The sequence below is a fragment of the Alcaligenes sp. Lyrl_28 genome (genome assembly GCF_051948705.1).
In the GTDB taxonomy this organism is placed as follows: Bacteria; Pseudomonadota; Gammaproteobacteria; order Burkholderiales; family Burkholderiaceae_B; genus Alcaligenes; species Alcaligenes ammonioxydans.
Map to the genome: position 1 here is coordinate 416,311 of NZ_JAYJLG010000003.1, position 19,602 is coordinate 435,912.

At 56.9% G+C, this 19,602-nt stretch carries 23 protein-coding genes; 17 read left to right on the forward strand and 6 right to left on the reverse strand.

The annotated features are described in order from the left end of the window. Nucleotides 1-3: 3 nt before the first annotated feature. Nucleotides 4-1,044, forward strand: coding sequence for a hypothetical protein (locus VF694_RS09610; protein ID WP_440164189.1), 1,041 nt, complete (start codon nt 4-6; stop codon nt 1,042-1,044). Nucleotides 1,045-1,251: 207 nt separating this feature from the next. Here VF694_RS09610 and VF694_RS09615 read toward each other — a convergent pair whose 3' ends face one another. Further along, nucleotides 1,252-1,626 (reverse strand): DsrE family protein, encoded by a 375-nt coding sequence (locus VF694_RS09615; RefSeq protein WP_003801247.1) that lies wholly within the window; start codon nt 1,624-1,626, stop codon nt 1,252-1,254. A 22-nt stretch (nt 1,627-1,648) separates the two neighbouring features. Beyond that, nucleotides 1,649-1,993: a carboxymuconolactone decarboxylase family protein gene (locus tag VF694_RS09620; RefSeq protein WP_131071645.1), complete on the reverse strand. Its 345-nt coding sequence runs from the start codon at nt 1,991-1,993 to the stop codon at nt 1,649-1,651. A 117-nt stretch (nt 1,994-2,110) separates the two neighbouring features. On the opposite strand from VF694_RS09620, the gene VF694_RS09625 reads away from it, so the two are divergent. The 4 genes from VF694_RS09625 (at nt 2,111) to VF694_RS09640 (ending at nt 3,646) form a co-directional block, all read left to right on the forward strand. Next, nucleotides 2,111-2,422, forward strand: coding sequence for an ArsR/SmtB family transcription factor (locus VF694_RS09625; protein ID WP_003801242.1), 312 nt, complete (start codon nt 2,111-2,113; stop codon nt 2,420-2,422). A 98-nt stretch (nt 2,423-2,520) separates the two neighbouring features. Beyond that, nucleotides 2,521-2,718: a YgaP family membrane protein gene (locus VF694_RS09630; protein WP_003801241.1), complete on the forward strand. Its 198-nt coding sequence runs from the start codon at nt 2,521-2,523 to the stop codon at nt 2,716-2,718. Between the two features lie 198 nt (nt 2,719-2,916). Continuing rightward, nucleotides 2,917-3,465 carry a zeta toxin family protein gene (locus tag VF694_RS09635; RefSeq protein ID WP_440164192.1) on the forward strand — a complete coding sequence of 183 codons (549 nt, stop codon included), beginning with the start codon at nt 2,917-2,919 and terminating at the stop codon, nt 3,463-3,465. Then, complete coding sequence (locus tag VF694_RS09640) at nt 3,458-3,646, forward strand: hypothetical protein (RefSeq protein WP_003801236.1); 189 nt, start codon at nt 3,458-3,460, stop codon at nt 3,644-3,646. The genes VF694_RS09635 and VF694_RS09640 overlap by 8 nt, the downstream gene beginning before the upstream one ends. Nucleotides 3,647-3,713: 67 nt before the next feature. Here VF694_RS09640 and VF694_RS09645 read toward each other — a convergent pair whose 3' ends face one another. Then, the gene (locus tag VF694_RS09645) at nt 3,714-4,586 is read right to left on the reverse strand and encodes a LysR family transcriptional regulator (protein WP_059317717.1); all 873 of its coding nucleotides are present in this window, start codon (nt 4,584-4,586) and stop codon (nt 3,714-3,716) included. A 143-nt stretch (nt 4,587-4,729) separates the two neighbouring features. Between VF694_RS09645 and VF694_RS09650 the strand changes: the two genes are divergently transcribed. From VF694_RS09650 to VF694_RS09705, 12 genes are all read left to right on the forward strand, one after another. Then, nucleotides 4,730-5,905, forward strand: a complete 1,176-nt coding sequence (locus VF694_RS09650) for a muconate/chloromuconate family cycloisomerase (protein ID WP_193353489.1) — start codon at nt 4,730-4,732, stop codon at nt 5,903-5,905. Nucleotides 5,906-5,973: 68 nt separating this feature from the next. Then, nucleotides 5,974-6,909 carry a catechol 1,2-dioxygenase gene (gene catA, locus VF694_RS09655; RefSeq protein ID WP_003801229.1) on the forward strand — a complete coding sequence of 312 codons (936 nt, stop codon included), beginning with the start codon at nt 5,974-5,976 and terminating at the stop codon, nt 6,907-6,909. A 124-nt stretch (nt 6,910-7,033) separates the two neighbouring features. Further along, nucleotides 7,034-7,729: a 3-oxoacid CoA-transferase subunit A gene (locus tag VF694_RS09660; protein ID WP_003801226.1), complete on the forward strand. Its 696-nt coding sequence runs from the start codon at nt 7,034-7,036 to the stop codon at nt 7,727-7,729. Further along, nucleotides 7,726-8,424, forward strand: a complete 699-nt coding sequence (locus VF694_RS09665) for a 3-oxoacid CoA-transferase subunit B (protein WP_003801224.1) — start codon at nt 7,726-7,728, stop codon at nt 8,422-8,424. The genes VF694_RS09660 and VF694_RS09665 overlap by 4 nt, the downstream gene beginning before the upstream one ends. Continuing rightward, nucleotides 8,421-9,224 (forward strand): 3-oxoadipate enol-lactonase, encoded by an 804-nt coding sequence (gene pcaD / locus VF694_RS09670; protein ID WP_219235958.1) that lies wholly within the window; start codon nt 8,421-8,423, stop codon nt 9,222-9,224. Before VF694_RS09665 ends, pcaD begins: the two co-directional genes overlap by 4 nt. 33 nt (nt 9,225-9,257) lie before the next feature. After that, nucleotides 9,258-9,533: a muconolactone Delta-isomerase gene (catC, locus tag VF694_RS09675; RefSeq protein ID WP_003801221.1), complete on the forward strand. Its 276-nt coding sequence runs from the start codon at nt 9,258-9,260 to the stop codon at nt 9,531-9,533. 288 nt (nt 9,534-9,821) lie between these two features. Next, entirely contained in the window at nt 9,822-11,003 is a 1,182-nt protein-coding gene (locus tag VF694_RS09680) for a benzoate/H(+) symporter BenE family transporter (RefSeq protein WP_440164194.1), read from the forward strand. Next, nucleotides 11,000-12,262, forward strand: coding sequence for a GTPase (locus VF694_RS09685; protein WP_440164195.1), 1,263 nt, complete (start codon nt 11,000-11,002; stop codon nt 12,260-12,262). The genes VF694_RS09680 and VF694_RS09685 overlap by 4 nt, the downstream gene beginning before the upstream one ends. After that, on the forward strand, nt 12,262-13,803 hold the full coding sequence (locus VF694_RS09690; protein ID WP_440164197.1) for a dynamin family protein: 1,542 nt from the start codon (nt 12,262-12,264) through the stop codon (nt 13,801-13,803). The genes VF694_RS09685 and VF694_RS09690 overlap by 1 nt, the downstream gene beginning before the upstream one ends. A 365-nt stretch (nt 13,804-14,168) precedes the next feature. Then, nucleotides 14,169-15,011 (forward strand): ZIP family metal transporter, encoded by an 843-nt coding sequence (locus VF694_RS09695; protein ID WP_426345843.1) that lies wholly within the window; start codon nt 14,169-14,171, stop codon nt 15,009-15,011. Nucleotides 15,012-15,302: 291 nt separating this feature from the next. Continuing rightward, nucleotides 15,303-15,917 carry an ABC transporter ATP-binding protein gene (locus tag VF694_RS09700; RefSeq protein ID WP_059317711.1) on the forward strand — a complete coding sequence of 205 codons (615 nt, stop codon included), beginning with the start codon at nt 15,303-15,305 and terminating at the stop codon, nt 15,915-15,917. A 201-nt stretch (nt 15,918-16,118) separates the two neighbouring features. Continuing rightward, nucleotides 16,119-17,228, forward strand: coding sequence for a class II histone deacetylase (locus VF694_RS09705; protein WP_131071656.1), 1,110 nt, complete (start codon nt 16,119-16,121; stop codon nt 17,226-17,228). A 42-nt stretch (nt 17,229-17,270) separates the two neighbouring features. Here VF694_RS09705 and VF694_RS09710 read toward each other — a convergent pair whose 3' ends face one another. The 3 genes from VF694_RS09710 to VF694_RS09720 all read right to left on the reverse strand — a co-directional run bounded on the left by VF694_RS09710 (nt 17,271) and on the right by VF694_RS09720 (nt 19,601). Next, a complete protein-coding gene (locus tag VF694_RS09710; protein ID WP_131071657.1) occupies nt 17,271-18,206 on the reverse strand; it encodes a helix-turn-helix transcriptional regulator in 936 nt (311 codons plus the stop codon). Between the two features lie 249 nt (nt 18,207-18,455). After that, nucleotides 18,456-19,067: a superoxide dismutase gene (locus VF694_RS09715; protein ID WP_440164199.1), complete on the reverse strand. Its 612-nt coding sequence runs from the start codon at nt 19,065-19,067 to the stop codon at nt 18,456-18,458. A 54-nt stretch (nt 19,068-19,121) separates the two neighbouring features. Beyond that, entirely contained in the window at nt 19,122-19,601 is a 480-nt protein-coding gene (locus VF694_RS09720; RefSeq protein ID WP_440164201.1) for a hypothetical protein, read from the reverse strand. Between the last annotated feature and the right edge of the window lies 1 nt (nt 19,602).

Consider the following 19,602-nt stretch of genomic DNA (forward strand, 5'->3'; position numbering starts at 1 on the left):
GGGATGTCTGTAGATGTATTGGGATCAGACAGCATAGCGTCCATCTTTGCGAATATGGACCAGGTTGCCGAGCAATGTGGGGAGCAGTTTCCCTTGTTCAGGCAGCCCTCGTCCGAGCAATGGACCTTGTCGCGACGTGGCTCCTGGTTGGGAGGGTTCTGGGCAGGGTTGTGGTGGCGACGCGCTTTGATCAGCGGTCAGGAGCAGGATAGGGAACAGGCGCTGAACTGGAGCCAGAAGCTGCAAGTCTGGCTGGAAGAGCCCAGCATCAATCGCAGCTTTGTGTTCTGGTATGGCTCTGGCCTGGGCAGCATCTGGCATGGGGATAGAGAGGCCGAAGCCAATGTCGATCAGGCTGCACAAGCTCTGCTGAACAGCTTTGATGCTTCCAGCGGCTTCTGGCCCTTGGGTTCCGGGATGGGGGGCGGGGAAGCGGGCAATCACATGTTGAATGTGGATGCTCTGGCTCCTACGCTCTTGGTGCTGGATGCGCAAGGCGGGCCGGTGGCGCGTCAGTTTGGGCAATGGCATGTGGATGCCTGCCTGCGTTACTTGCAAAAGCGTAGCGGAGCCTGGCGGGATACGGTCTTGCTACGCGGGAACGATGTACTGGCCGAGCAGGGCGCTGAAACCTGGCAACGAGGGCAGGCCTGGGCCATGTTGGGCATGGCAACCGCAACGCGCTTGTATGACAGAAAGTCCTATGCTCAAGCAGCCCTGAATGCCTGCCGATATTGGCACGAGCGTTGGGGGAAGTTTGCGAATGGCTTTTTGACGCAAGAGTCCCCACTGAGCCCGGTAGACCGTTCAGCCTGGGCGATTGCTTCTTTGGCAATGTACGAGCTGTGGCAGATTCTGCCGGAACAACAATGGCTGCACGAGCAATCGCGCTTGTATCTGGATGCCTTGCTGACCCCTGAGTTAAGTGAAACAGGGCGTTTTGTGGGGCATCTTTATAAAGTTGCGCCGGGGCAGTCGGAGTTAGTGGAGTCGGCTTGCGCCAGCTTCTTTTTACTGGAGGCTTTGCTGGCGCATTTGGCTTGATAGACGGATAGGTCGCTTGCTTGCCCCTTGCGTGATTGCGGGGGGCCGCGATATCGATGGTGTACGTTTCTTTGTGTAAGGCCGGTCCAGAAAACGAGGGTGCCACGTACGATTGCCCTACGTGATATCGATATCCTGTCTTCAAGAAAGAACAGGCCAAAACACAGAATGGGTTTTGGCCTGCGTTGCATTGGACGATGCGGTGGGTCAGGAAATCTGTAAAGACCCGGTCGCACCCATCAGCAGGTCGATCACATCCGGTGCGGTAATAATCTCAAAACGCGGGTCCATTTGCTCGGCGCTCAGGCCGTTATGCAGCATGCAGGACTTGCACACGGCCACGCGCCCACCTTGCTCCAGATACTTCTTTAATAGATCTGCGGCCGGTTCAAAGGGCGCGCCAATATGGATAGGTTCGGCGGCACCGGGTACTCCCAGGGCGACCCCTTCAGCCATCAGAATCAGGCAGGCGCTATGTCCTTTCTGAACGGCATTGAGCGCCATGGTCAGAGCCACGGTCACTTTGTCGGGATTGCCCTGTGCATGAAATAGCGTCGATACGAAAGCAGCGGGTTTAGGCATTACCGTTCTCCTGGTTTATGGTTCAAGACTTGAACTCATTGAAAGCCGCCACCGCATTGGCGGCATACATGACAGAGGGACCACCGCCCATGTAAATCGCTACCCCCAGTGCTTCATGGACTTCTTCCAGACTGGCATTCATCTGCGCCAGTGCCTTGCTATGAAAGCCTATGCATCCTTCGCAGCGGGTGGCCACACCAATAGCCAAGGCGATCAGTTCTTTGGTTTTGGCATCAACAACCCCGCCTGCCATGGCCGCCTTGCCCAGGTCTCCAAAGCCTTTCATGACCTCGGGCTGTGTCTGACGCAACTGGGCCAGATTGCCGGAAATGGTGTGGGTCAACTGCTTGTAGCTGGTTTCACTCATGGGTCACTCCTTTGGGATGGAAGAAAAGAAAAATGCCGTCCTTAATGACTTCTTTAATTGAGTATATGCTAAATTAAGTATTAACTAAATTAACAAGTCTGAAACCTTCGCAAAACCATGATCCAACGCAAATCCGACATTGAGCTTTTGCAAGAGAGCGCGCAACAAGCTGCTGCCCTGTTGCAGGCTGTTGGCAACCCTAAGCGCTTGGTCATCTTGTGTTTGTTAATTCAGCAAGGCGAGATGAGTGTGGGCGCCTTGAACGAGATGGTGGCACTTAGCCCATCGGCTTTGTCACAGCATCTTGCTCGGATGCGGCAGGAGGGCTTGGTCAGCTATAGACGACAGGCCCAGACGCTGTACTACCGAATTGAAGACCCGAATGTCGCCAGACTGATTGGCACCCTGAAAGATATTTTCTGTCCCTGAGCCTGTAGGCGGCAGAAAACAGGGCGGGTGACAATGCCCGTTACGCAGGTCATTGCCCGCCGCGTTTTTTCTTGTTTCTTGTGTTGAAAGGATGAGCCATGAAAAGCAATGTAGGTGGTTTGGATCGTATCGCTCGTATCGTTGTCGGGCTGGTGTTGATCGTCCTGGCAGTGACCAACGTGATTGGTTGGTGGGGCTGGCTGGGTCTGATTCCGCTCATTACGGGTCTGGTGGGGTTTTGCCCGTTGTACACCATGCTTGGCCTAAAGAGCTGCCCCTTGAAAAAACGCCCCTAAATCAAGTGCGGCGTGCGCTGAACGAAAGGTCGCTTCGCCGGCTTTTCTGAAGAGGGGCTGCTGCCTTCGGAAAGCCGGCCCGCCGCACTGAAACCGGGTTTATTGCTGCCGGGCAGGCTGCGCCGGGGGCTTCCGGCTGGCCTTTTCGCCAATCTATGATACAAATCTAATCAATGAGGACATTGTTTAGGTGTATTTATGTCTGGCAACATCGCTGAGACGGGCAAGAGCAAAAAGATTTTGATCATTGCTGGCCCGAACGGGGCAGGCAAGACGACGTTTGCGCGCTCTTTCCTTCCAGTTGAGGCGGAGGTGCCACGTTTTATCAATGCCGACCTGATCGCGGCCGGCTTATCGCCGTTTGCGCCAGAGAGTGCTGCCATCAAAGCTGGACGCCTGATGCTCGACGAGCTCAAAGAAGCGGTTCGTCGGGGCGAGAGTTTTGCGCTGGAGACAACCTTGTCCGGCCAGGCGTATGTCCGCCATATTCAACAGTGGCAGGCACTCGGTTATAGAGTCAGTCTGTATTTTTTAAGTCTGCCCGATGCGGAGATGGCGATCGCACGGGTGGCAGAACGGGTTCGGCAAGGTGGACATAACATTCCCGAAGCCGTCATTCGTCGCCGCTTTGCGGCTGGCATGAAGAACTTCCTGCATCATTATCGGGACACCGTGGATGACTGGGTTTTATACGATAACGCGGGCAGTGTGCCAGTCTTGCTGGAGTGGGGAGAGAAAGATGAATAAAGAAGATATTTCCAAAGCAAAAAATCCGGACTTGCGGGCTTCCTTGGCCGCCTTGGAACGCGCTGCACAGTCGGCCCGTTTTGTGGCCATACAAACCAATACCTCGGTGGTGCTGGTGGAGAACGGCAAAATGATCAAGCTGTCGGCAGAGCAACTGCGGCAGGAAGTCTGCAAGCGCTAAGGGGGCTAGCGCTTATCGCCGTTCTAGTGAGCTTGAGCCCTATTGTTTGACCGAGCGTGGCCATCTTTTACATGTCGGCCACCAGGCTTTTGATCGCCTCGATATACCAGGCCTGATCATTCATCCTGTGCGTCAGAATAATCGGTGAGGTCGCCTGCGCTTCTTCGATCAAGCGATAGTGCAGATCGTTGCGCAGGCGTGCCGAAGTAGGAATCAGGCACAGTCCCGAATCGGCAGCCACCAGCCCCAAGGCGGCTTGAATTTCCCCCGCTTCATAGACTTCAGCCGGACGCACGCTGTGGTCGTGTAGCAGGTGCAGCACGTGATCGGCAAAGCTGGGCCTGGGCTCTTTGGGATAGACAATCAACTTTTGCCCTTGCACTTTTTTCAAGCTCACAGCCTTGTCCGAACTGGCCAGATCCGAGCTGGGGGGAATGGCCAGGGCCAGTTGCTCTTCCCGCAACACCGTTCTTTGCACGGACGCATCATTGAGCCGTATTCGACCGAACCCCACATCAATCCGTCCTGACTTCAAGGCCTCCAGTTGCTGCATGGATGTCAGCTCCACGGTTTGCAAGTCGACTTCCGGGTACTGATGGCGCAGTTTGCGCATTAGCGCGGGCAGGCCGCCATACAGGGTGGAGGCGACAAAGCCAATCGACAGGGTTTGGCGCTGATTCAGCCCGATCTGCCGAGTGGTGTGTACGAGTTGGTCCACCCGGCTCAGAATCTGCAAGGACTGTTCATAAAACACCCGCCCCGCCTCCGTCAGCCGCAGAGGTCGGGAATTGCGCAGCAGCAAGGTCACACCCAGCTCTTCTTCCAACAGTTGGATCTGTCGGCTCAGCGGTGGCTGGGCCATGTGCAGGCGTTCGGACGCCCGGGTGAAGTTGCGGGTTTCGGCTACAGCGACAAAGTACTTGAGTTGGCGTAGATCCATAAGGGAAAACCATACCTGGGCTGGATTGATGAAGTTTAGATTCTTGATTTTTAATATTTATATCAGAAACTATACCTGTAAGGTATGGAACTAGACCTATTTAGTCTTGGAAAGAGCAGGGCTGATTCGTGTTCAATCAAGACATGGAACACACGCAATCTTCTCAACTATTAGCAGCGCCGGCCCTGATCGAGCGGGTGGAGACTTTGCTGCTGGATCTGCCCACGATCCGACCTCATCAATTGGCGATGACGACCATGCAAGGCCAGACCTTGATGCTGGTGCGTTTGTATTGCTCGGACGGTTCGGTGGGGGTGGGCGAGGGTACGACCATCGGTGGTCTGGCCTATGGCGCGGAATCGCCCGAGGGTATGAAGCTGGCCATCGACACCTATTTCACCCCTTTGCTGCTGGGAGCCAATGCCAATGCGGTGCCGGCCATCATGGCTCGTCTGAACACGGCGATTCAGGACAACCGTTTTGCCAAGAGTGCGGTGGAAACGGCGCTGTTTGATGCCCTGGGCAAGCGTGCCGGTCTGCCGGTTTCGCACCTGCTGGGCGGCCGCATGCGCGACAGCCTGCCTGTTGCCTGGACACTGGCGTCGGGTGACACCGCCAAGGACATTGATGAGGCCGAGCGCATGTTGGCCCAGGCACGTCACCGTATTTTCAAACTCAAAATTGGTCGTCGTCCCGTCAAGGATGATGTGGCGCACGTGGCTGCCATCAAGAAGGCGTTGGGCGATCGCGCCGAAGTGCGTGTGGACGTGAACATGGCCTGGAGCCCCTTGCAGGCTCAGCATGGTTTGGCTGGTCTGGTGGATGCAGCTTGCTCCTTGGTGGAGCAGCCGGTACGACGCGCCGAGGCGATGGCTGAGCTGAAAGGCCGCTTTCCGATTGCTTTGATGGCCGATGAGTCCCTGACTGGCCCGGCCTCGGCCTTTGCGCTGGCACGCGACGGTGCAGCGGATGTGTTTGCAATCAAGATTGAACAGTCTGGCGGTTTGCGGGCTGCCCTGCAGGTTGCAGCCATTGCTGAAGCAGCGGGGATTGAGCTGTATGGCGGCACGATGCTGGAAGGGGCGATCGGCACGATTGCGGCGGCTCATGTGTTTGCCACCGTCAACCAGTTGCAGTGGGGCACGGAGTTGTTCGGGCCTTTGCTCTTGACCGAGGAAATTCTGGCAGAGCCACTCAAATACAGCAATTTTGAATTACAGATACCTCAAGGGCCGGGTTTGGGTATCGTACTGGACGAGGATCGTGTCCAGTATTTCCGTCGCGACAGGACACACGTCAGTGTTGGCTCGGCTGCCTAGGCGCATCGGCAAGCCAGTCGTAGCGGCGTTGCTGGGAACACTTTTTTCAGGATATTAGGAGACACAGAATGAGCGTTAAGATTTTCGATACCCCCGATGTACAGGACTTCCTGCGTTTGGCCTCGGGCCTGGATCAGCCCGGTGGCAATCCACGCGTCAAGCAGATCATGCACCGCATCATCAGCGATCTGTTCAAGACCATTGAAGATCTGGAAATCACCAACGACGAATACTGGGCGGCGATCGCCTATCTAAACCGTCTGGGCACCGCCAGCGAAGCGGGCCTGTTGTCCCCCGGTCTGGGCTTTGACCGTTTCCTGGACATGCGCATGGACGCGCTGGACAAGGAACTGGGTCTGGACAACGGGACCCCCCGTACCATTGAAGGCCCCTTGTACGTGTCGGGCGCTCCGGTGGAGCACGGTTTTGCCCGTCTGGACGACGGTTCCGATACCGCGGGTGAAACCCTGATCATGCATGGTGTGGTCGCGGGTGCGGATGGCAAGCCAATTGCGGGTGCCCAGGTTGAAGTCTGGCACGCCAACACGAAGGGCTTTTACTCCCACTTTGACCCCACTGGCGAGCAACAAGCTTTTAATATGCGTCGCACCATCATTACCGATGAGAATGGTCGCTACAAATTCCAGAGCATTGTGCCCAAGGGTTACGGCTGTCCTCCCGATGGCCCAACCCAAGGCTTGCTCAACGAGCTGGGCCGTCACGGCAACCGTCCTGCGCATATTCACTTCTTTGTGACGGCTCCCGGCCACCGTAAACTGACCACGCAGATCAATATTGATGGCGATCCGCTGGTGTACGACGACTTTGCCTATGCCACCCGTGAAGGTCTGGTTCCGCCCCTGACCGAGCAGACGGACCCCGCCCGCATCGCGGCTGAAAACCTGGATGGTCCTTTTGCAGAGATCGTGTTTGATATTGCCTTGACCCCGCTGGTCGACGGCAAGGACAACCAGATTGTGAATCGCCCGCGTCTGGCCGCCTAAGTTCTGCATCAGTCCAGCGCCCGCGTTTACTTGTTAAACGGGGCGTTGGGCTGATTTGTTTTTGCTGTGCCTGACGTCAGGGCTGAGCCCATCCGTAGCGTCAGCGCTTTATACGGAGAACGGAGTGATCGATAAACAGGTAAGCAGTGTTGCACAGGCTTTGCATGATGTGCAGGACGGCGCCACGATTCTGGTCGGTGGTTTTGGAACGGCTGGCATACCCACGGAGCTGATCGACGGTTTGATCGAGCAAGGCGCTCGCGACCTGACCATCGTCAACAATAATGCAGGTAACGGCGATGTGGGGCTGGCGGCCTTACTCAAGACTGGCCGGGTCCGCAAGATTATCTGCAGCTTTCCCCGTCAGGCAGACTCCTGGGTATTTGATGATCTGTATCGCAGTGGCAAGATCGAGCTGGAGCTGGTGCCGCAGGGCAATCTGGCCGAACGGTTGCGCGCTGCTGGTGCAGGCATCGGCGGCTTTTTTTGCCCTACAGGCTATGGTACGGAATTGGCCAATGGCAAGGAAACACGTTTGATCAACGGACGCTGGCATGTCTATGAAGAGCCCATTCACGGCGATGTCGCCCTGATTAAGGCCGAACGGGGAGACCGTTGGGGGAATTTGACTTACCGCATGGCGGCGCGCAACTTCGGTCCGGTCATGGCGACGGCGGCGCGCACTACGATTGCCAGTGTGTTCGAGCTGGTTGAGCTGGGTCAGCTGGACCCTGAAACCATCGTGACGCCGGGCATTCATGTGCGTCGCGTCGTGGTGGTGCCGCGCAGTCGCACAGAAGCAGGCGGGTTCAAGGCATGAATGGACAGAGCATGAAAGAGGACAGCATGACACTCAGTTATCAACGTCGCAGCAAAGATGAATTGGCGCAGCGCGTCGCCCGGGACATTCATGACGGTGCCTATGTGAATCTGGGTATTGGCATGCCGACGTTGGTCGCCAATCATTTGCCCGCCGGCGTGGAAGTCGTTTTGCACAGTGAGAACGGTATTTTGGGCATGGGCCCGGCACCGGCTGCCGGTCAGGAGGATTACGACCTGATCAATGCGGGCAAGCAGGCGGTGACTCTCCTGCCCGGGGGCGCATTTTTCCATCATGCCGACAGTTTCGGCATGATGCGGGGCGGTCACCTGGATATTTGTGTGCTGGGTGCTTTCCAGGTGTCGGCCACGGGTGATCTGGCCAATTGGAGTACCGGCGAACCGGGCGCGATCCCAGCGGTCGGCGGTGCCATGGACCTGGCGATTGGCGCCAAACAGACTTGGGTCATGATGGATGTGTTGACCAAGCAAGGTGCGAGCAAGCTGGTGGAGCATTGCACCTATCCCCTGACGGGGCTTGCCTGCGTCAAACGCGTTTACACCGATCTGGCTACCTTGGCCTGCACGCCGGACGGTTTGCAGTTGATCGATCTGGTGCCCGGTTTGACCCATGACGCTCTGGAGGAAATGATTGGTTTGCCCATCGCCCCAGCTGCGCGGGAAGAAGAGCAATGACAGGCAGCACTGGCATCTTGAATACCGCCCAGGGCAGGTTCCGCGTCAGCGTGCAGGGCGATCCGCTGGCTCCGGCCCTGATTCTGAGCAACTCCCTGGGTACCACACACGAGATGTGGGACCCACAGGTGGCAGGTTTCGCCCAGTCTTATCGCCTGATTCGTTATGACACTCGTGGTCATGGCGGCAGCCCGGTGACTCCTGGCCCATACCGTTTCAAGGATTTGGGGCGTGATGTGCTGGCGATTCTGGATGCGCTGGATATTGAACGCGCTGCGTTTTGCGGCCTGTCCATGGGGGGGCACACCGGTTTATGGATGGGGGTGAATGCGCCGGAGCGCTTGAATGCGTTGATCGTGTGCAACAGTGCGGCCAAGATTGGTACCGCCCAAGCCTGGCAGGAACGCGCCGAGGCGTTGCGTCAAGGCGGTGCCGCTCAGATGCGTACCTTGGCCGATTCGGCGCCGTCGCGCTGGTTCGGTGAGGCCTTCATCCAGCAATCGCCGCAGTTGGTCAAAGCCATGCAGGACGCACTGGCCAAGCTGGACCCCCTGGGTTATGCCGCTTGCTGTGATGCCTTGGCCGAGTCGGATCTGCGTGATCAGATCAGCCGTATTGCGGCACCGACGTTACTGGTCGCGGGCCAGTGGGACCCGGTTACAACGGTTGCCGATGCCCAGGCCATGCAAGCCCGTATTCCTGGTTCCACCGTGGCGGTCGTACCGGCCTCGCATCTGTCCAACCTGGAAGCGCCCGAAGCCTTCGAGCGTGCCGTACTGAATTTTTTAGCCCAGGCCTAAGTGCCCGAGCGCTTGTTTTTAGAAAGGAACACCATGCTTTATCTGGTACACATGATTGTTGATATCCCTGACTCCCTGCCGGCCGAAGAGGCTGCTCGCATCAAGGCCGAAGAAAAAGCCTACTCGCAGGATCTGCAACGTTCTGGCAAGTGGCCGCATATCTGGCGTGTGGTGGGTCAGTACGCCAACTACAGCGTGTTCGATGTAGAGAGCAATGAAGAGCTGCACAATCTGCTCAGTGCCTTGCCCTTGTTCCCCTATATGCAGATCAACGTGACACCCTTGGCCACCCACCCGTCGGCCATTTAAAACCTGACTGTCCTATACGGCTCAGAATATGGCTGCCTTGCGGACACCTTGCTGGTCCGGAGGCGGCCAGCGATAAGAAGCATGCCCGTGCCATACTTTTGCCCTGTGCCCTGCTGTGGGGGGTGACCACAAGAAGATCTTCCGCGTGGTGCTTTGGGCTTGCGGTCGCTTGGCAGGGCGTGTGTTCCTGGGGACGGGCCAATAAAAAAAAAACCAGGCTGCGATCCCAGCACGGCCTAGGGCCGTGTCCGTTGACTATGCTGATAACCCGTCTGGGGAGACAAAACGATGGGATTGAAAACTGGTTCGGCATCCGTTTGGGTGGCGGGGTTTTTGTCGGTCTTGATTGCCTATGCCGGACCCTTGCTGATCTTTATCCAGGCCGCACAGGTCGGACGAATTGCCCAGGCAGAGCTGATTTCCTGGGTTTGGGCCATTTCCATAGGTGCCGGCCTGAGCGGCTTGGTCCTGAGTGCGTGGTTAAAGCTGCCCATTATTACCGCCTGGTCTGCACCGGGCACGGCCTTGCTGTTGACCCTGTTTCCCGGCATCACCATGCCCGAAGTGGTGGGCGCGTATCTCAGCGCCGCCCTGATTATCGTCCTGATTGGTTTGAGCGGTGGCTTTGAGGAGATTCTCTCTTTTATTCCTAAAGGAATCGCCGCCGGCATGATGGCCGGTATTTTGTTGCAGTTCGGGCTGGCGACGTTCCAGGCCAGTGGCGAAATGCCCGCTATCGTGCTGGTGATGGTGGCGGTGTATGTGCTGGGCAAACGCCTCTTGCCGCGTTATGCGATTGTCCTGGTGGCCTTGTCGGGATTCGGGATGGCAATGCTCAGCGGGCAGGTGCAACTGGACGCTTTTGAGTTGGCGCTGGCCAGCCCGGTCTGGATCAGTCCCGCATTCAATATCGCGACCCTGCTCAGTCTGACCTTGCCCCTGGTGCTGGTCAGTTTGACAGGCCAGTACCTGCCCGGCATGGCGGTACTGCAATTGGCCGGCTATCCCACACCGTCACGCCCCATTCTTGTCGGCACGGGTTTGGCCTCGATAGGGATGGCCTGCTTTGGCGGCATCACCACCGTGTTGTCCTCGATTACTGCGGCCTTGTGTACTGGCAAGGACGCCCATCCCGATCCAGGCAGGCGTTATATGGCCGGTGTCGCCAATGGCGTGTTTTATCTTTTGGGCGGCACCTTTGCCGGCTCAATTGTGTATTTGTTTACTGCCTTACCCGCCTCGCTGATCGCGGCGCTGGCCGGTCTGGCACTGATTGGAGCCATTGTGGCCAATATGCGGGTAATGACCAGTGAGGATGCTTATATCGAGCCGTCTGTCATTACGTTTTTGACAAGCGCTTCGGGCATGAGTCTGTTTGGGCTGGGTGCCGCCTTTTGGGGCGTGGTCTTTGGCCTGCTGGCCTATTGGGTGCTGGGCTCTGGCAAAAATGAGAAAAGGAAGAGACTATGAATCAGTTGGCAGTATCCCTCGATCATGTCTGGGACGCCGTGTTGGCCGTGCTGCCGCAGCGCCGCTGGGACCTGGACCGTCTGCGCGTCCTCCTCCAAAAAGAGGTGCCGCCCACCGTGACCGTGGTCGGCAAATACAGTCACGGCAAAAGCCGTTTGCTCAATGAGTTGATGGGCAGCGATATTTTCAATGTGGCCGACCGTCGCGAAACGATTTCGCTGGCCGAGCATGTGCATGAAGGTGTGCGCTGGTTGGACGCACCGGGTCTGTACGCAGACGTGGCCTTGCAAGATGATGCGCTGGCTCGCGAGGCGCTGGGTTTGGAGGCTGATATCCGCCTCTTTGTCCACGCAGCCAAAGAAGGTGAGCTGGACGCGTTGGAAAGCAGCTTGTTGCAGGAGCTGGCCGCAGATCACCAGCGTTCGCGGCGTCAGACTCTGCTGGTGATCAGCCAGATCGACCAATTGGCCGACGAGCAGCAGCAAGAGAAAGTGCTTGATTCGATTGCACAGCAATGCCCAGGCTGCTTGCTGCACCCCGTCTCCAGCACCCGTTATCGTCAGGGCCGCGACGGTGGCAAGCCGCGCATGCTGGAGAAAAGTGGCATTCCGGCTTTGCAGGCTTCTTTGGAAGCCGCCTTGAAGCGTGTGCCGCAAGCCCGCGAGTTCGAGCGTGACGCCTTGCTGACCGAGCTGACGCAAGAATTGAGCGCCTTGCAGCAGATGCAAGAGCAAAGTCTGCACAGCCTGCAGCAGACGCAAAGGCAGCAGCATATTGATTTTGTTGAGGGTTTGCGCAAGGTTCTGGAAGGCATCGAGAAGGATCTGGAACCGCTGGTCAATGCCGCAGGGGTGGACCATTCGCTGGTGCCGGATACGGCCGAATTCGGCTTCAAGATGACAGCGGGCAAGCAAGAGCGTGCCCGGTTGCAGATCGCCTATTCGCGTGCGTGTATTGCGATCAATGGTCATCTGGTGGAATACGGTGCCGTGGGTTTACCCGCAGCGCAACGGACCTCGGTGCGCAGTATGGACACCGTCATGATTGCGGTGATGGGTGTGTCGGTGAAGTACCGTGCCGATCTGCGCCGCATCTTCTGCGAGCAGGCCGGGCGCGACAAACTGGTCCAGGATTTCACGCATTATTTTGAGATTTCGGAGGGCCGCAGGGCGTTGGAAGCACAGATCGAGACAAGCCAGAAACAGCTTCAGCAGACCCGCCAGGCTCTGGAGGAATTGGCGCTCTTGGAGGGTGTCTGATGTCAGCGGAAAGTATCCTTATCCGGGCAATCGCCGATCTGCAGCCTGCCTGCCAGGAAAGTCAGCCCGCTATTACCAGAATGGAACAGTGGTTGACGGAATTGGAGCAAACCACCTTGACCCAGGTCTTGTCCGACACTGGATTGCATGAGCAGGGAACTTTGGCGCGCGCGGTCGGGCATTTGAACCAGCAGCTACAGGAACACCGGGCAGGCTGGGCGACCTCGTGGACTGCGTTGATACCAGCGCAAGAGCTGGCTGAGCGTTTCCGCGACCGTATCATGCTGCTGGTATTCGGCTCCTTTAATGCCGGGAAGAGTTCCTTGTGCAACTTTCTTGCCGAGCGGTTTCGCCGTCATGGACAGCGTGTGGATTTTTTTCGTTTGGAAAAGGGGCAGTTGCAGACCATGCCCGAGGGTTTTCAGGAAGGCGCTACAGAAACCACCGTGGCCTTGCAAGGCGTTTGTCTAGGCGACAAGCTGGTCTTGCTCGATACCCCCGGCCTGCATTCGGTCAATGCCCATAACGCGGCGTTGACACAGCAGTTTCTGGAAAGCACGGATGCGCTTTTGTGGCTGAGCAGTTCCAGTGCGCCGGGGCAAGTTCATGAGCTGGAGGATCTGCGGGTGGAATTGCGCCGCAACAAGCCTTTGCTGCCTGTAATTACCCGCAGTGATCGCATTGAGGAAGATGAGATCGACGACGAGATTGTCAAAGTGCTTTGCAACAAGACAGCTGATAATCGTCAACTGCAAGAAGAGGACGTCATGACGCGGGCAGCGCAGGCCCTGAGCCATTGGGGGCTGGACAGGGATGTGCTCAAACCGGCTGTGTCCCTGTCTGTTCACATGGCGCGCAGCCAACAGGATGAAGAGCAGGGGTTGGAGCAGGCGGGGTTTGCACGTTTATACGTGGCACTGCAAAACATGCTGGATCCCGCTTTGGCCTACAAGCGACGCAAACCTGCTGAACTGCAATTACATCATCTAGAAGAGGCTATTCTGGAGCCCTTGACGGTGGGGATGGAACAGGCCGCTGCCCGACTGCATCAACGTATCCAAGAGCAAAGGCTTGTTTTGCAGGATGCCGTACACCTATTGGCCGAAGGTAGCTGGCGGCGGGTGGTGCCCCAATTGCCTGCAGTGCTTGAACAACATGCGGCCCAGCAAGATGTGGCCGCCGTGCGTAACGATCTCGCCCAGAATCTGGGCAAGGAATTTGCCGAGTTAAGCCGGACTGCCCTGGCGAACTTTCAGCTGTCGCAGCCAGACTTGCCGACGCTGAATCTGCCTGCTCATATAGGCTATGACGTTTTCCAGGAGCCGGGGGGAGGGCAGGCGCCACTGATCGACTACAACCGCCTGTACATCAGCTTGAGTGAGGCGGTGATGAATAGCGCCCAAGAGAGGGCGGTACAGGTGGTGGAGCAGGCTGAACAACGCCTGGAGCAGCTCACGCAGGAGCTGATTCAATTGGAAAACGCCGTGGCTGAGCGGGTCCAGGCCTTGGAGGCGATCAAACAGGATGTACAAACTGCGTGAGGCAGCATTAATTCGGTTTAGCATCGCACTATAAAGTACAAAAAGCAGGCTGGATTGCCATCCAGCCCCACGCTGATCGCATCGATTGTGGTTTATTTGTTGAAGTGCTAATGAGAATTGTTATCGTTTCTATTTTTGTATTTTAAATCGCAGATGAAGTCGCTATGATGGTTGATACGGCATCCATGCCTTTGCAGGAGCGGTTTTGCAGCTCTTTGCGTCTGTCAGAGGCATACCTGGATGGCGTCATTTTCTGGGGGTGCATGGCGATGAAACTGAAATCAAGTCTCTATTTTTCGCCCAATAAGGGAATATCGCCGAACTGGCGCCAACACTTGCGCCTGTGGGTTGGACTCATCATTTCCATGGGGGGCGTCTGGGCGATCTGTCATCAGTTCTGGTTGTACGCGCAAGATCACCCGGTGGTTTTACAGGCCCTGGTAGGAGGCTCCATCGCGGCACTGGCTACGGCGCTAGGCACCATACCCGTCATGTTTTCTCAAACCATGTCGCAGCGCACGCAAGATACGCTGTATGGTTTTGGGGCGGGGGTGATGTTGGCTGCCTGTGCCTTTTCGCTGGTTTTGCCGGGGCTGGAAGCGGCAAAGCAACAGCAGGTGTTTGGCCCTGGCGCCTGGGGGGCGGGTTTGGCTGTCGGCTTGTCAATCCTGCTGGGCGCTGCTGCTTTAATGCTGCTGGATCGTATCCTGCCTCATGAGCATTTCATCAAGGGGCGTGAAGGTTCGAGCCGCTCCTCCTCGGCTACCATGCGTCGAGCTTGGCTGTTTGTCATCGCCATTACCTTGCACAACTTCCCGGAAGGCTTGGCGATTGGGGTGGGATATGTAGGTAATGAAGGCGTACGTGCCAATGCCTTGGCCACAGGGATTGCCATTCAGGACGTGCCTGAAGGGCTGGTGGTAGCGCTGGCTTTGCTGGCGGCGGGATACAGCCGTACGTTTGCGGTGGTTCTAGGCATGGCCAGCGGTCTGGTTGAGCCCTTAGGGGCGGTGCTCGGTGCCGTTGCTGTCAGCAGTTCGCTGATGCTGCTGCCTTTTGGTTTAGGCTTTGCCGCCGGTGCCATGCTGTTTGTCATCAGTCATGAAATTATTCCGGAATCACACCGACAAGGGCATGAAAGCTTTGCAACCGGCGGTCTGATGATAGGTTTTGTCTTGATGATGTTGCTGGATACTGCATTGGCTTAGGTGTGGCCATGCGGGAAAAAATAGCCTGAACAAGCCGGCCTTGATTCAGGCTATTTTCTGGCTTTGGCTACAGAGCTGAGCATGGCGGTCCGCCCCGCTTTTGTTCGACACGGCCCTTGCCCCATAGCCGGTGACTCCCGCATGACCAAGGCACGGCAGGCAGTCCAAACAGCCGCCCATAAAGCCCTATACTAAAGCCCCTGTTCGGGGTAGTGCCCGACTTGTTTTTCATCCCGCCCCGTCAGCGCATCTTGTAACTGTCCGGGCGCTTCTTTGGCAGTGATTTCCAGCATGCTACGCATAGACAATCTCAGTAAAAACTATGGTGACTATCCCGTTTTCAAGGGACTGACTCATACATTTCAGCCAGGCTGCGTGGCGCTCTGTGAAGAAGACAGTACCGGCAAGTCCACCTTGCTGAACATCATCGCTGGCTTGCTCGAACCAGATACGGGGGAAGTGTGGGTAGATGGGCATTCGCTAATGAAAGCCCCCCGACGAGCACGCGCCCGCATGGCGTATGTGCCCGACAACTGCATGTTGTTTCCGTCTCAGACTGGCCGAGCGCTGCTGGAGCAAATCGCCACAGAAAAGCAGACCCACGTGGATGACACTGTACTGGATCTGGCCTGTCGCTTGGGCTTGGAACCGCACCTGGACAAGCGCTTTGAGCAGATGTCGACCGGAACGCGGCGCAAGGTGTTTCTGACGGCGGCCGCCTTAGGTGACCCGGCTGTAATCATTGCTGATGGCCCGAGCAATGGCCTGGATATGCAGGCTCGTGCTGCCTTGGCTGAACAGTTTCAGATCTGGTCACACGATCGTGTTGTGCTGTTCGCCAGCTACGATGCCGAGTTGGTTGAGGCATGCAGCGCAAGAATAATCAATGTTGCAGAGCTGGTTTAAGCCTTGGCCATTGCGCGTCGTCTATACATACATCAGCTCAACGAGAGAGGCAGAAATCACCCACGGCAAACGAGTGTCCTCTGCCTTTTTTGCCGTGAGGGCTGTCTGATCAGTTTATAAATTCGGCAATCCTACGGATTCGTTCTGTTGTCTAAATCCCTACTATGGTTGTGCCACACAAACCAAAATAAAGGAGACGACATGGCAACAGGATACATCTGGAATACGCTTTACGGCTGGGTGGATACTGGTACGGGCAGTCTTGCATCGGCCAATCTGGGAGCTCGTTTACAGCCGATCAGCCACCACCTGGCTCATCCTGATACGAAGCGCCGCTTTCACGAACTGGTTTGCGCCTCCGGTCAAATTGATCATCTGACCAGCATCCAGGCCAAGCCGGCACGCGACAAGGATATTTTGCGTGTTCATACGGCCGAGCATCTGGAAAACATGAAACGCGTCAGCGCCTTGCCCACCGGGGGCGACACGGGGGACGGTATTACCACCATGGGCAATGGCGGGCTGGAAATTGCCATGCTGTCTGCGGGTGGCGCCATTGAGCTGGTCAAGAAAGTGGTCAGCCGTGAAGTCAGCAACGGCTATGCGCTGGTCAATCCTCCCGGCCACCATGCACCCCGTGCCGGGGCAATGGGTTTTTGCATTTTCAATAATACCTCGGTAGCGGCGGCCTATGCCCGCGAGGAGCTGGGTCTGGATCGTGTCGCGATTCTGGATTGGGACGTGCACCACGGGAATGGTACGCAGGATATCTGGTGGAATGATCCTTCTGTTCTGACCATTTCCCTGCACCAGCATCTGTGCTTCCCGGCCAATAGCGGCTTCACGACTGAGCGCGGTGAGGGTGAAGGCCTGGGCTACAACTTGAACATCCCCCTGCCTCCTGGCGGCGGGAATGCCGCTTACCTTTATGCTATGGAGAAAGTGGTGCTGCCTGCGCTGCGGAGCTACAAGCCGCAGCTGATTATCGTGGGCTCGGGTTTTGATGCCAGCATGATGGACCCCTTGGCGCGCATGATGGTGACAGCGTCCGGTTTCCGCCAGATGGCGCGTCAAATCATTGACTGTGCCGAAGAGGTTTGTGAAGGCCGTATCGCTTTTGTGCAGGAAGGGGGTTACAGCCCACATTACTTGCCATTTTGCGGCCAGGCCGTGATTGAAGAACTGACCGGGGTACGCACGCTGGCTGATCCTTACGCGGAGTTCCTGGGAGGGATGGGCGGCGACACGCTCTTGGATGCGGAGCGCGCTAGCGTGGATGAAGCCGCAACCTTGTTGAGTGGACTGCGTTAATTCCTGAAGTGCCTGGCTGGACCGGCATCCCGGACTGCTTCTTTAGTGGCACAGTCCGGGCACCGCCGCCAGGATCGCACCCTGTGCATCCGGCACATACCAGTGATTCAGAGCCGCTTTAACAGCGGCTTCGGTGCGTCTGGTAATGCCCAGCTTGCGCAGCAAGGACGTAACATGCGAATGGACGGTGCGCTCACTCAGAAACAGCTTGGCGGCGATTTCCCGATCGGTGTGGCCCGTAAGCAGCCAGCTCAGTACCTGCATTTCCTTTGCGCTCAGACCACCAGGCAAATCAGCGGGCACCAGTCGCAGCAGCACATCTCCTTTCGGAAAGCGCTGTGCCTGTAAACGGTAGCTTTGTCTGCCTTCCAGCCAGAAAGCCTGCAGCGTGGAGGTTTGCCGATCCATGAATGACAGGGCTTTGAACAGCGTACCGCTGATTGCGTTCGCCTGTGCTTGCATATCCTCGCGCACGACCAGCCCGCCGGCCTGGGGTACCAGATGCAAAATGGTGCCTTGGTGCCAGGCCATATTCTGCATGGCCTCCTCCAGCAAGACCTTGGCGCCCAGGGCCAGTGTGCGAACGTGGCGATTGAAGCTTCCTGCTTGTTGAGAGGAGAAGTGAATCATCCCCAAATAGGAATCTCCACGCTGCAACTCGACCGTCATCCCATCCTGAAACCCGCCACGCAGCAAGGCATCGGTATAGATGGCGGTGCTGCGAAAAGGAGGATTCATGGCGTCCGAGCATTCTGAAATGGAGGGTGGTAGCAAATCGTGGGGAGAGGCTTGGGCTGTGAAGCCTGGTGCATAGATCTGCGGAAAACCCGTCCCCAAGGCAGAGGCACAGTTCAGGTTATAGCCTTCGCAATGCAATTCCAGATGCGTACGGCTTTGCGGCGCGCACCCCAGAAGTTGCACCGCATCGAAGTGAAACAGAGAACGCAGGGATTGAATACGATCGCAGAGACTCAACATGTGGGGGCCTGAGGACGGGTGTGATAAGGGTGCTGATAATTAACATAGCGTTTGATGATGGTGAGCGCAATCGGGCCAAACCCAGACTCGACGTCAGCCTTATGTAGGGCTGGGTTCACAACGCAAAAACCCTCCAAAGGCGGAGGGTTGCGTGCAACAAGAGCCACGCCAAAGCGCTTGGTGCCAGCTTTCGTTGAATAGGAAGATAGGGGGATGAGGGGCTGGAAAATGACAAACAGTAAACCCGTTTTATGTAAGGGCTTCCAAATATCTTCTTAGCACTTCGGGCCAATTGATCACTTGAAAGAAAGCCGCAATGTATTCGGGCCGTCGATTTTGATACTTCAGATAGTAGGCGTGTTCCCACACGTCCAGACCCAGAATGGGCGTGTTGCCGTGCATCAGCGGGCTGTCCTGATTGCCGGTGCTCTCCACCACCAGTTTCTTTTCGGGTGTCACACTCAGCCAGGCCCAGCCACTGCCAAAACGTGAAATCGCCGCTTTGGTAAAGGCATCCTTGAAGTGCGCGAAGCTACCCAGATCCCGGTCTATCGCATGCGCCAGAACCTTGGGAAGGGTGGTGTCGGCATCGGGTGTCATGACGGTCCAGAATAGGCTGTGATTGGCGTGACCGCCTCCATTGTTGCGCACGATATTGCGCAGGGGTTCAGGCACGGTATCCAGGCCGGCTATCAGTTGATCAATAGGCGGGTAGGGCAGCTTGGCCGCCTCCAGTGCTGCATTCAGATTATTGATATAGGTCTGATGATGTTTGCTGTAGTGAATCTCCATGGTCTGGGTGTCGATATGCGGCTCCAGAGCATGGTAGGGATAAGGCAGGGCAGGTAAGGTGTAAGGCAAAACGCACTCCTCGATAAACCCCAGGTCAGTCGCATGTGGGGGACACCATGAAACTTAATGAGAAAAAGAGCGCTCCTGCGGGCTGACCGCCCCCAAGAACAGGGCAGAGCAGGTCGCGACATGATGGGGATAGCGACGTGCATAGCGCGCCAGCTCGGCATACGTGCGTCGGCTATGTTGCCAGGCAGCCATGCGCCAGTCATCAGCCAGGTGGGTGTTGGCTGTGGCGCAGCACAAGGTTTCATGCGCGGTGCACAGGTGCAGACCCTGCTCGTCGCTTTGACCCAGCTGTTCGCAGGCATCGGCCAGATTCAAATGGGCAATGACCCAGGCGGCAATGGTGGCGTCAGCTCCATCCGAAGCATTAAACAGCAGGGGCCGGACAGACGCGCGAGCTTGTTGATAGTGCGCCAGGGCGTTGGTGTAATTTCGAGACTGGAAGGCCAGGTTTCCCTGTGCAATCCAATGGCGCCAGCAGGCCAGTTCGTCGCGCTGGCTCAGGGCGTGGTGGGGCGGTTGAACGGGTGTCTGCATG

What these genes read in the sequence shown, in the direction of transcription:
- VF694_RS09710 (WP_131071657.1), bottom strand. Translation starts at nt 18,206, where the DNA reads ATGTTGAGTCTCTGCGATCGTATTCAATCCCTGCGTTCTCTGTTTCAC.
- VF694_RS09640 (WP_003801236.1), top strand. Translation starts at nt 3,458, where the DNA reads ATGAATAAAGAAGATATTTCCAAAGCAAAAAATCCGGACTTGCGGGCT.
- VF694_RS09720 (WP_440164201.1), bottom strand. Translation starts at nt 19,601, where the DNA reads ATGCAGACACCCGTTCAACCGCCCCACCACGCCCTGAGCCAGCGCGAC.
- VF694_RS09650 (WP_193353489.1), top strand. Translation starts at nt 4,730, where the DNA reads ATGGAACACACGCAATCTTCTCAACTATTAGCAGCGCCGGCCCTGATC.
- VF694_RS09665 (WP_003801224.1), top strand. Translation starts at nt 7,726, where the DNA reads ATGAATGGACAGAGCATGAAAGAGGACAGCATGACACTCAGTTATCAA.
- catA (WP_003801229.1), top strand. Translation starts at nt 5,974, where the DNA reads ATGAGCGTTAAGATTTTCGATACCCCCGATGTACAGGACTTCCTGCGT.
- VF694_RS09700 (WP_059317711.1), top strand. Translation starts at nt 15,303, where the DNA reads ATGCTACGCATAGACAATCTCAGTAAAAACTATGGTGACTATCCCGTT.
- pcaD (WP_219235958.1), top strand. Translation starts at nt 8,421, where the DNA reads ATGACAGGCAGCACTGGCATCTTGAATACCGCCCAGGGCAGGTTCCGC.
- VF694_RS09620 (WP_131071645.1), bottom strand. Translation starts at nt 1,993, where the DNA reads ATGAGTGAAACCAGCTACAAGCAGTTGACCCACACCATTTCCGGCAAT.
- VF694_RS09685 (WP_440164195.1), top strand. Translation starts at nt 11,000, where the DNA reads ATGAATCAGTTGGCAGTATCCCTCGATCATGTCTGGGACGCCGTGTTG.
- catC (WP_003801221.1), top strand. Translation starts at nt 9,258, where the DNA reads ATGCTTTATCTGGTACACATGATTGTTGATATCCCTGACTCCCTGCCG.
- VF694_RS09645 (WP_059317717.1), bottom strand. Translation starts at nt 4,586, where the DNA reads ATGGATCTACGCCAACTCAAGTACTTTGTCGCTGTAGCCGAAACCCGC.
- VF694_RS09635 (WP_440164192.1), top strand. Translation starts at nt 2,917, where the DNA reads ATGTCTGGCAACATCGCTGAGACGGGCAAGAGCAAAAAGATTTTGATC.
- VF694_RS09705 (WP_131071656.1), top strand. Translation starts at nt 16,119, where the DNA reads ATGGCAACAGGATACATCTGGAATACGCTTTACGGCTGGGTGGATACT.
- VF694_RS09680 (WP_440164194.1), top strand. Translation starts at nt 9,822, where the DNA reads ATGGGATTGAAAACTGGTTCGGCATCCGTTTGGGTGGCGGGGTTTTTG.
- VF694_RS09695 (WP_426345843.1), top strand. Translation starts at nt 14,169, where the DNA reads ATGGGGGGCGTCTGGGCGATCTGTCATCAGTTCTGGTTGTACGCGCAA.
- VF694_RS09615 (WP_003801247.1), bottom strand. Translation starts at nt 1,626, where the DNA reads ATGCCTAAACCCGCTGCTTTCGTATCGACGCTATTTCATGCACAGGGC.
- VF694_RS09690 (WP_440164197.1), top strand. Translation starts at nt 12,262, where the DNA reads ATGTCAGCGGAAAGTATCCTTATCCGGGCAATCGCCGATCTGCAGCCT.
- VF694_RS09630 (WP_003801241.1), top strand. Translation starts at nt 2,521, where the DNA reads ATGAAAAGCAATGTAGGTGGTTTGGATCGTATCGCTCGTATCGTTGTC.
- VF694_RS09610 (WP_440164189.1), top strand. Translation starts at nt 4, where the DNA reads ATGTCTGTAGATGTATTGGGATCAGACAGCATAGCGTCCATCTTTGCG.
- VF694_RS09625 (WP_003801242.1), top strand. Translation starts at nt 2,111, where the DNA reads ATGATCCAACGCAAATCCGACATTGAGCTTTTGCAAGAGAGCGCGCAA.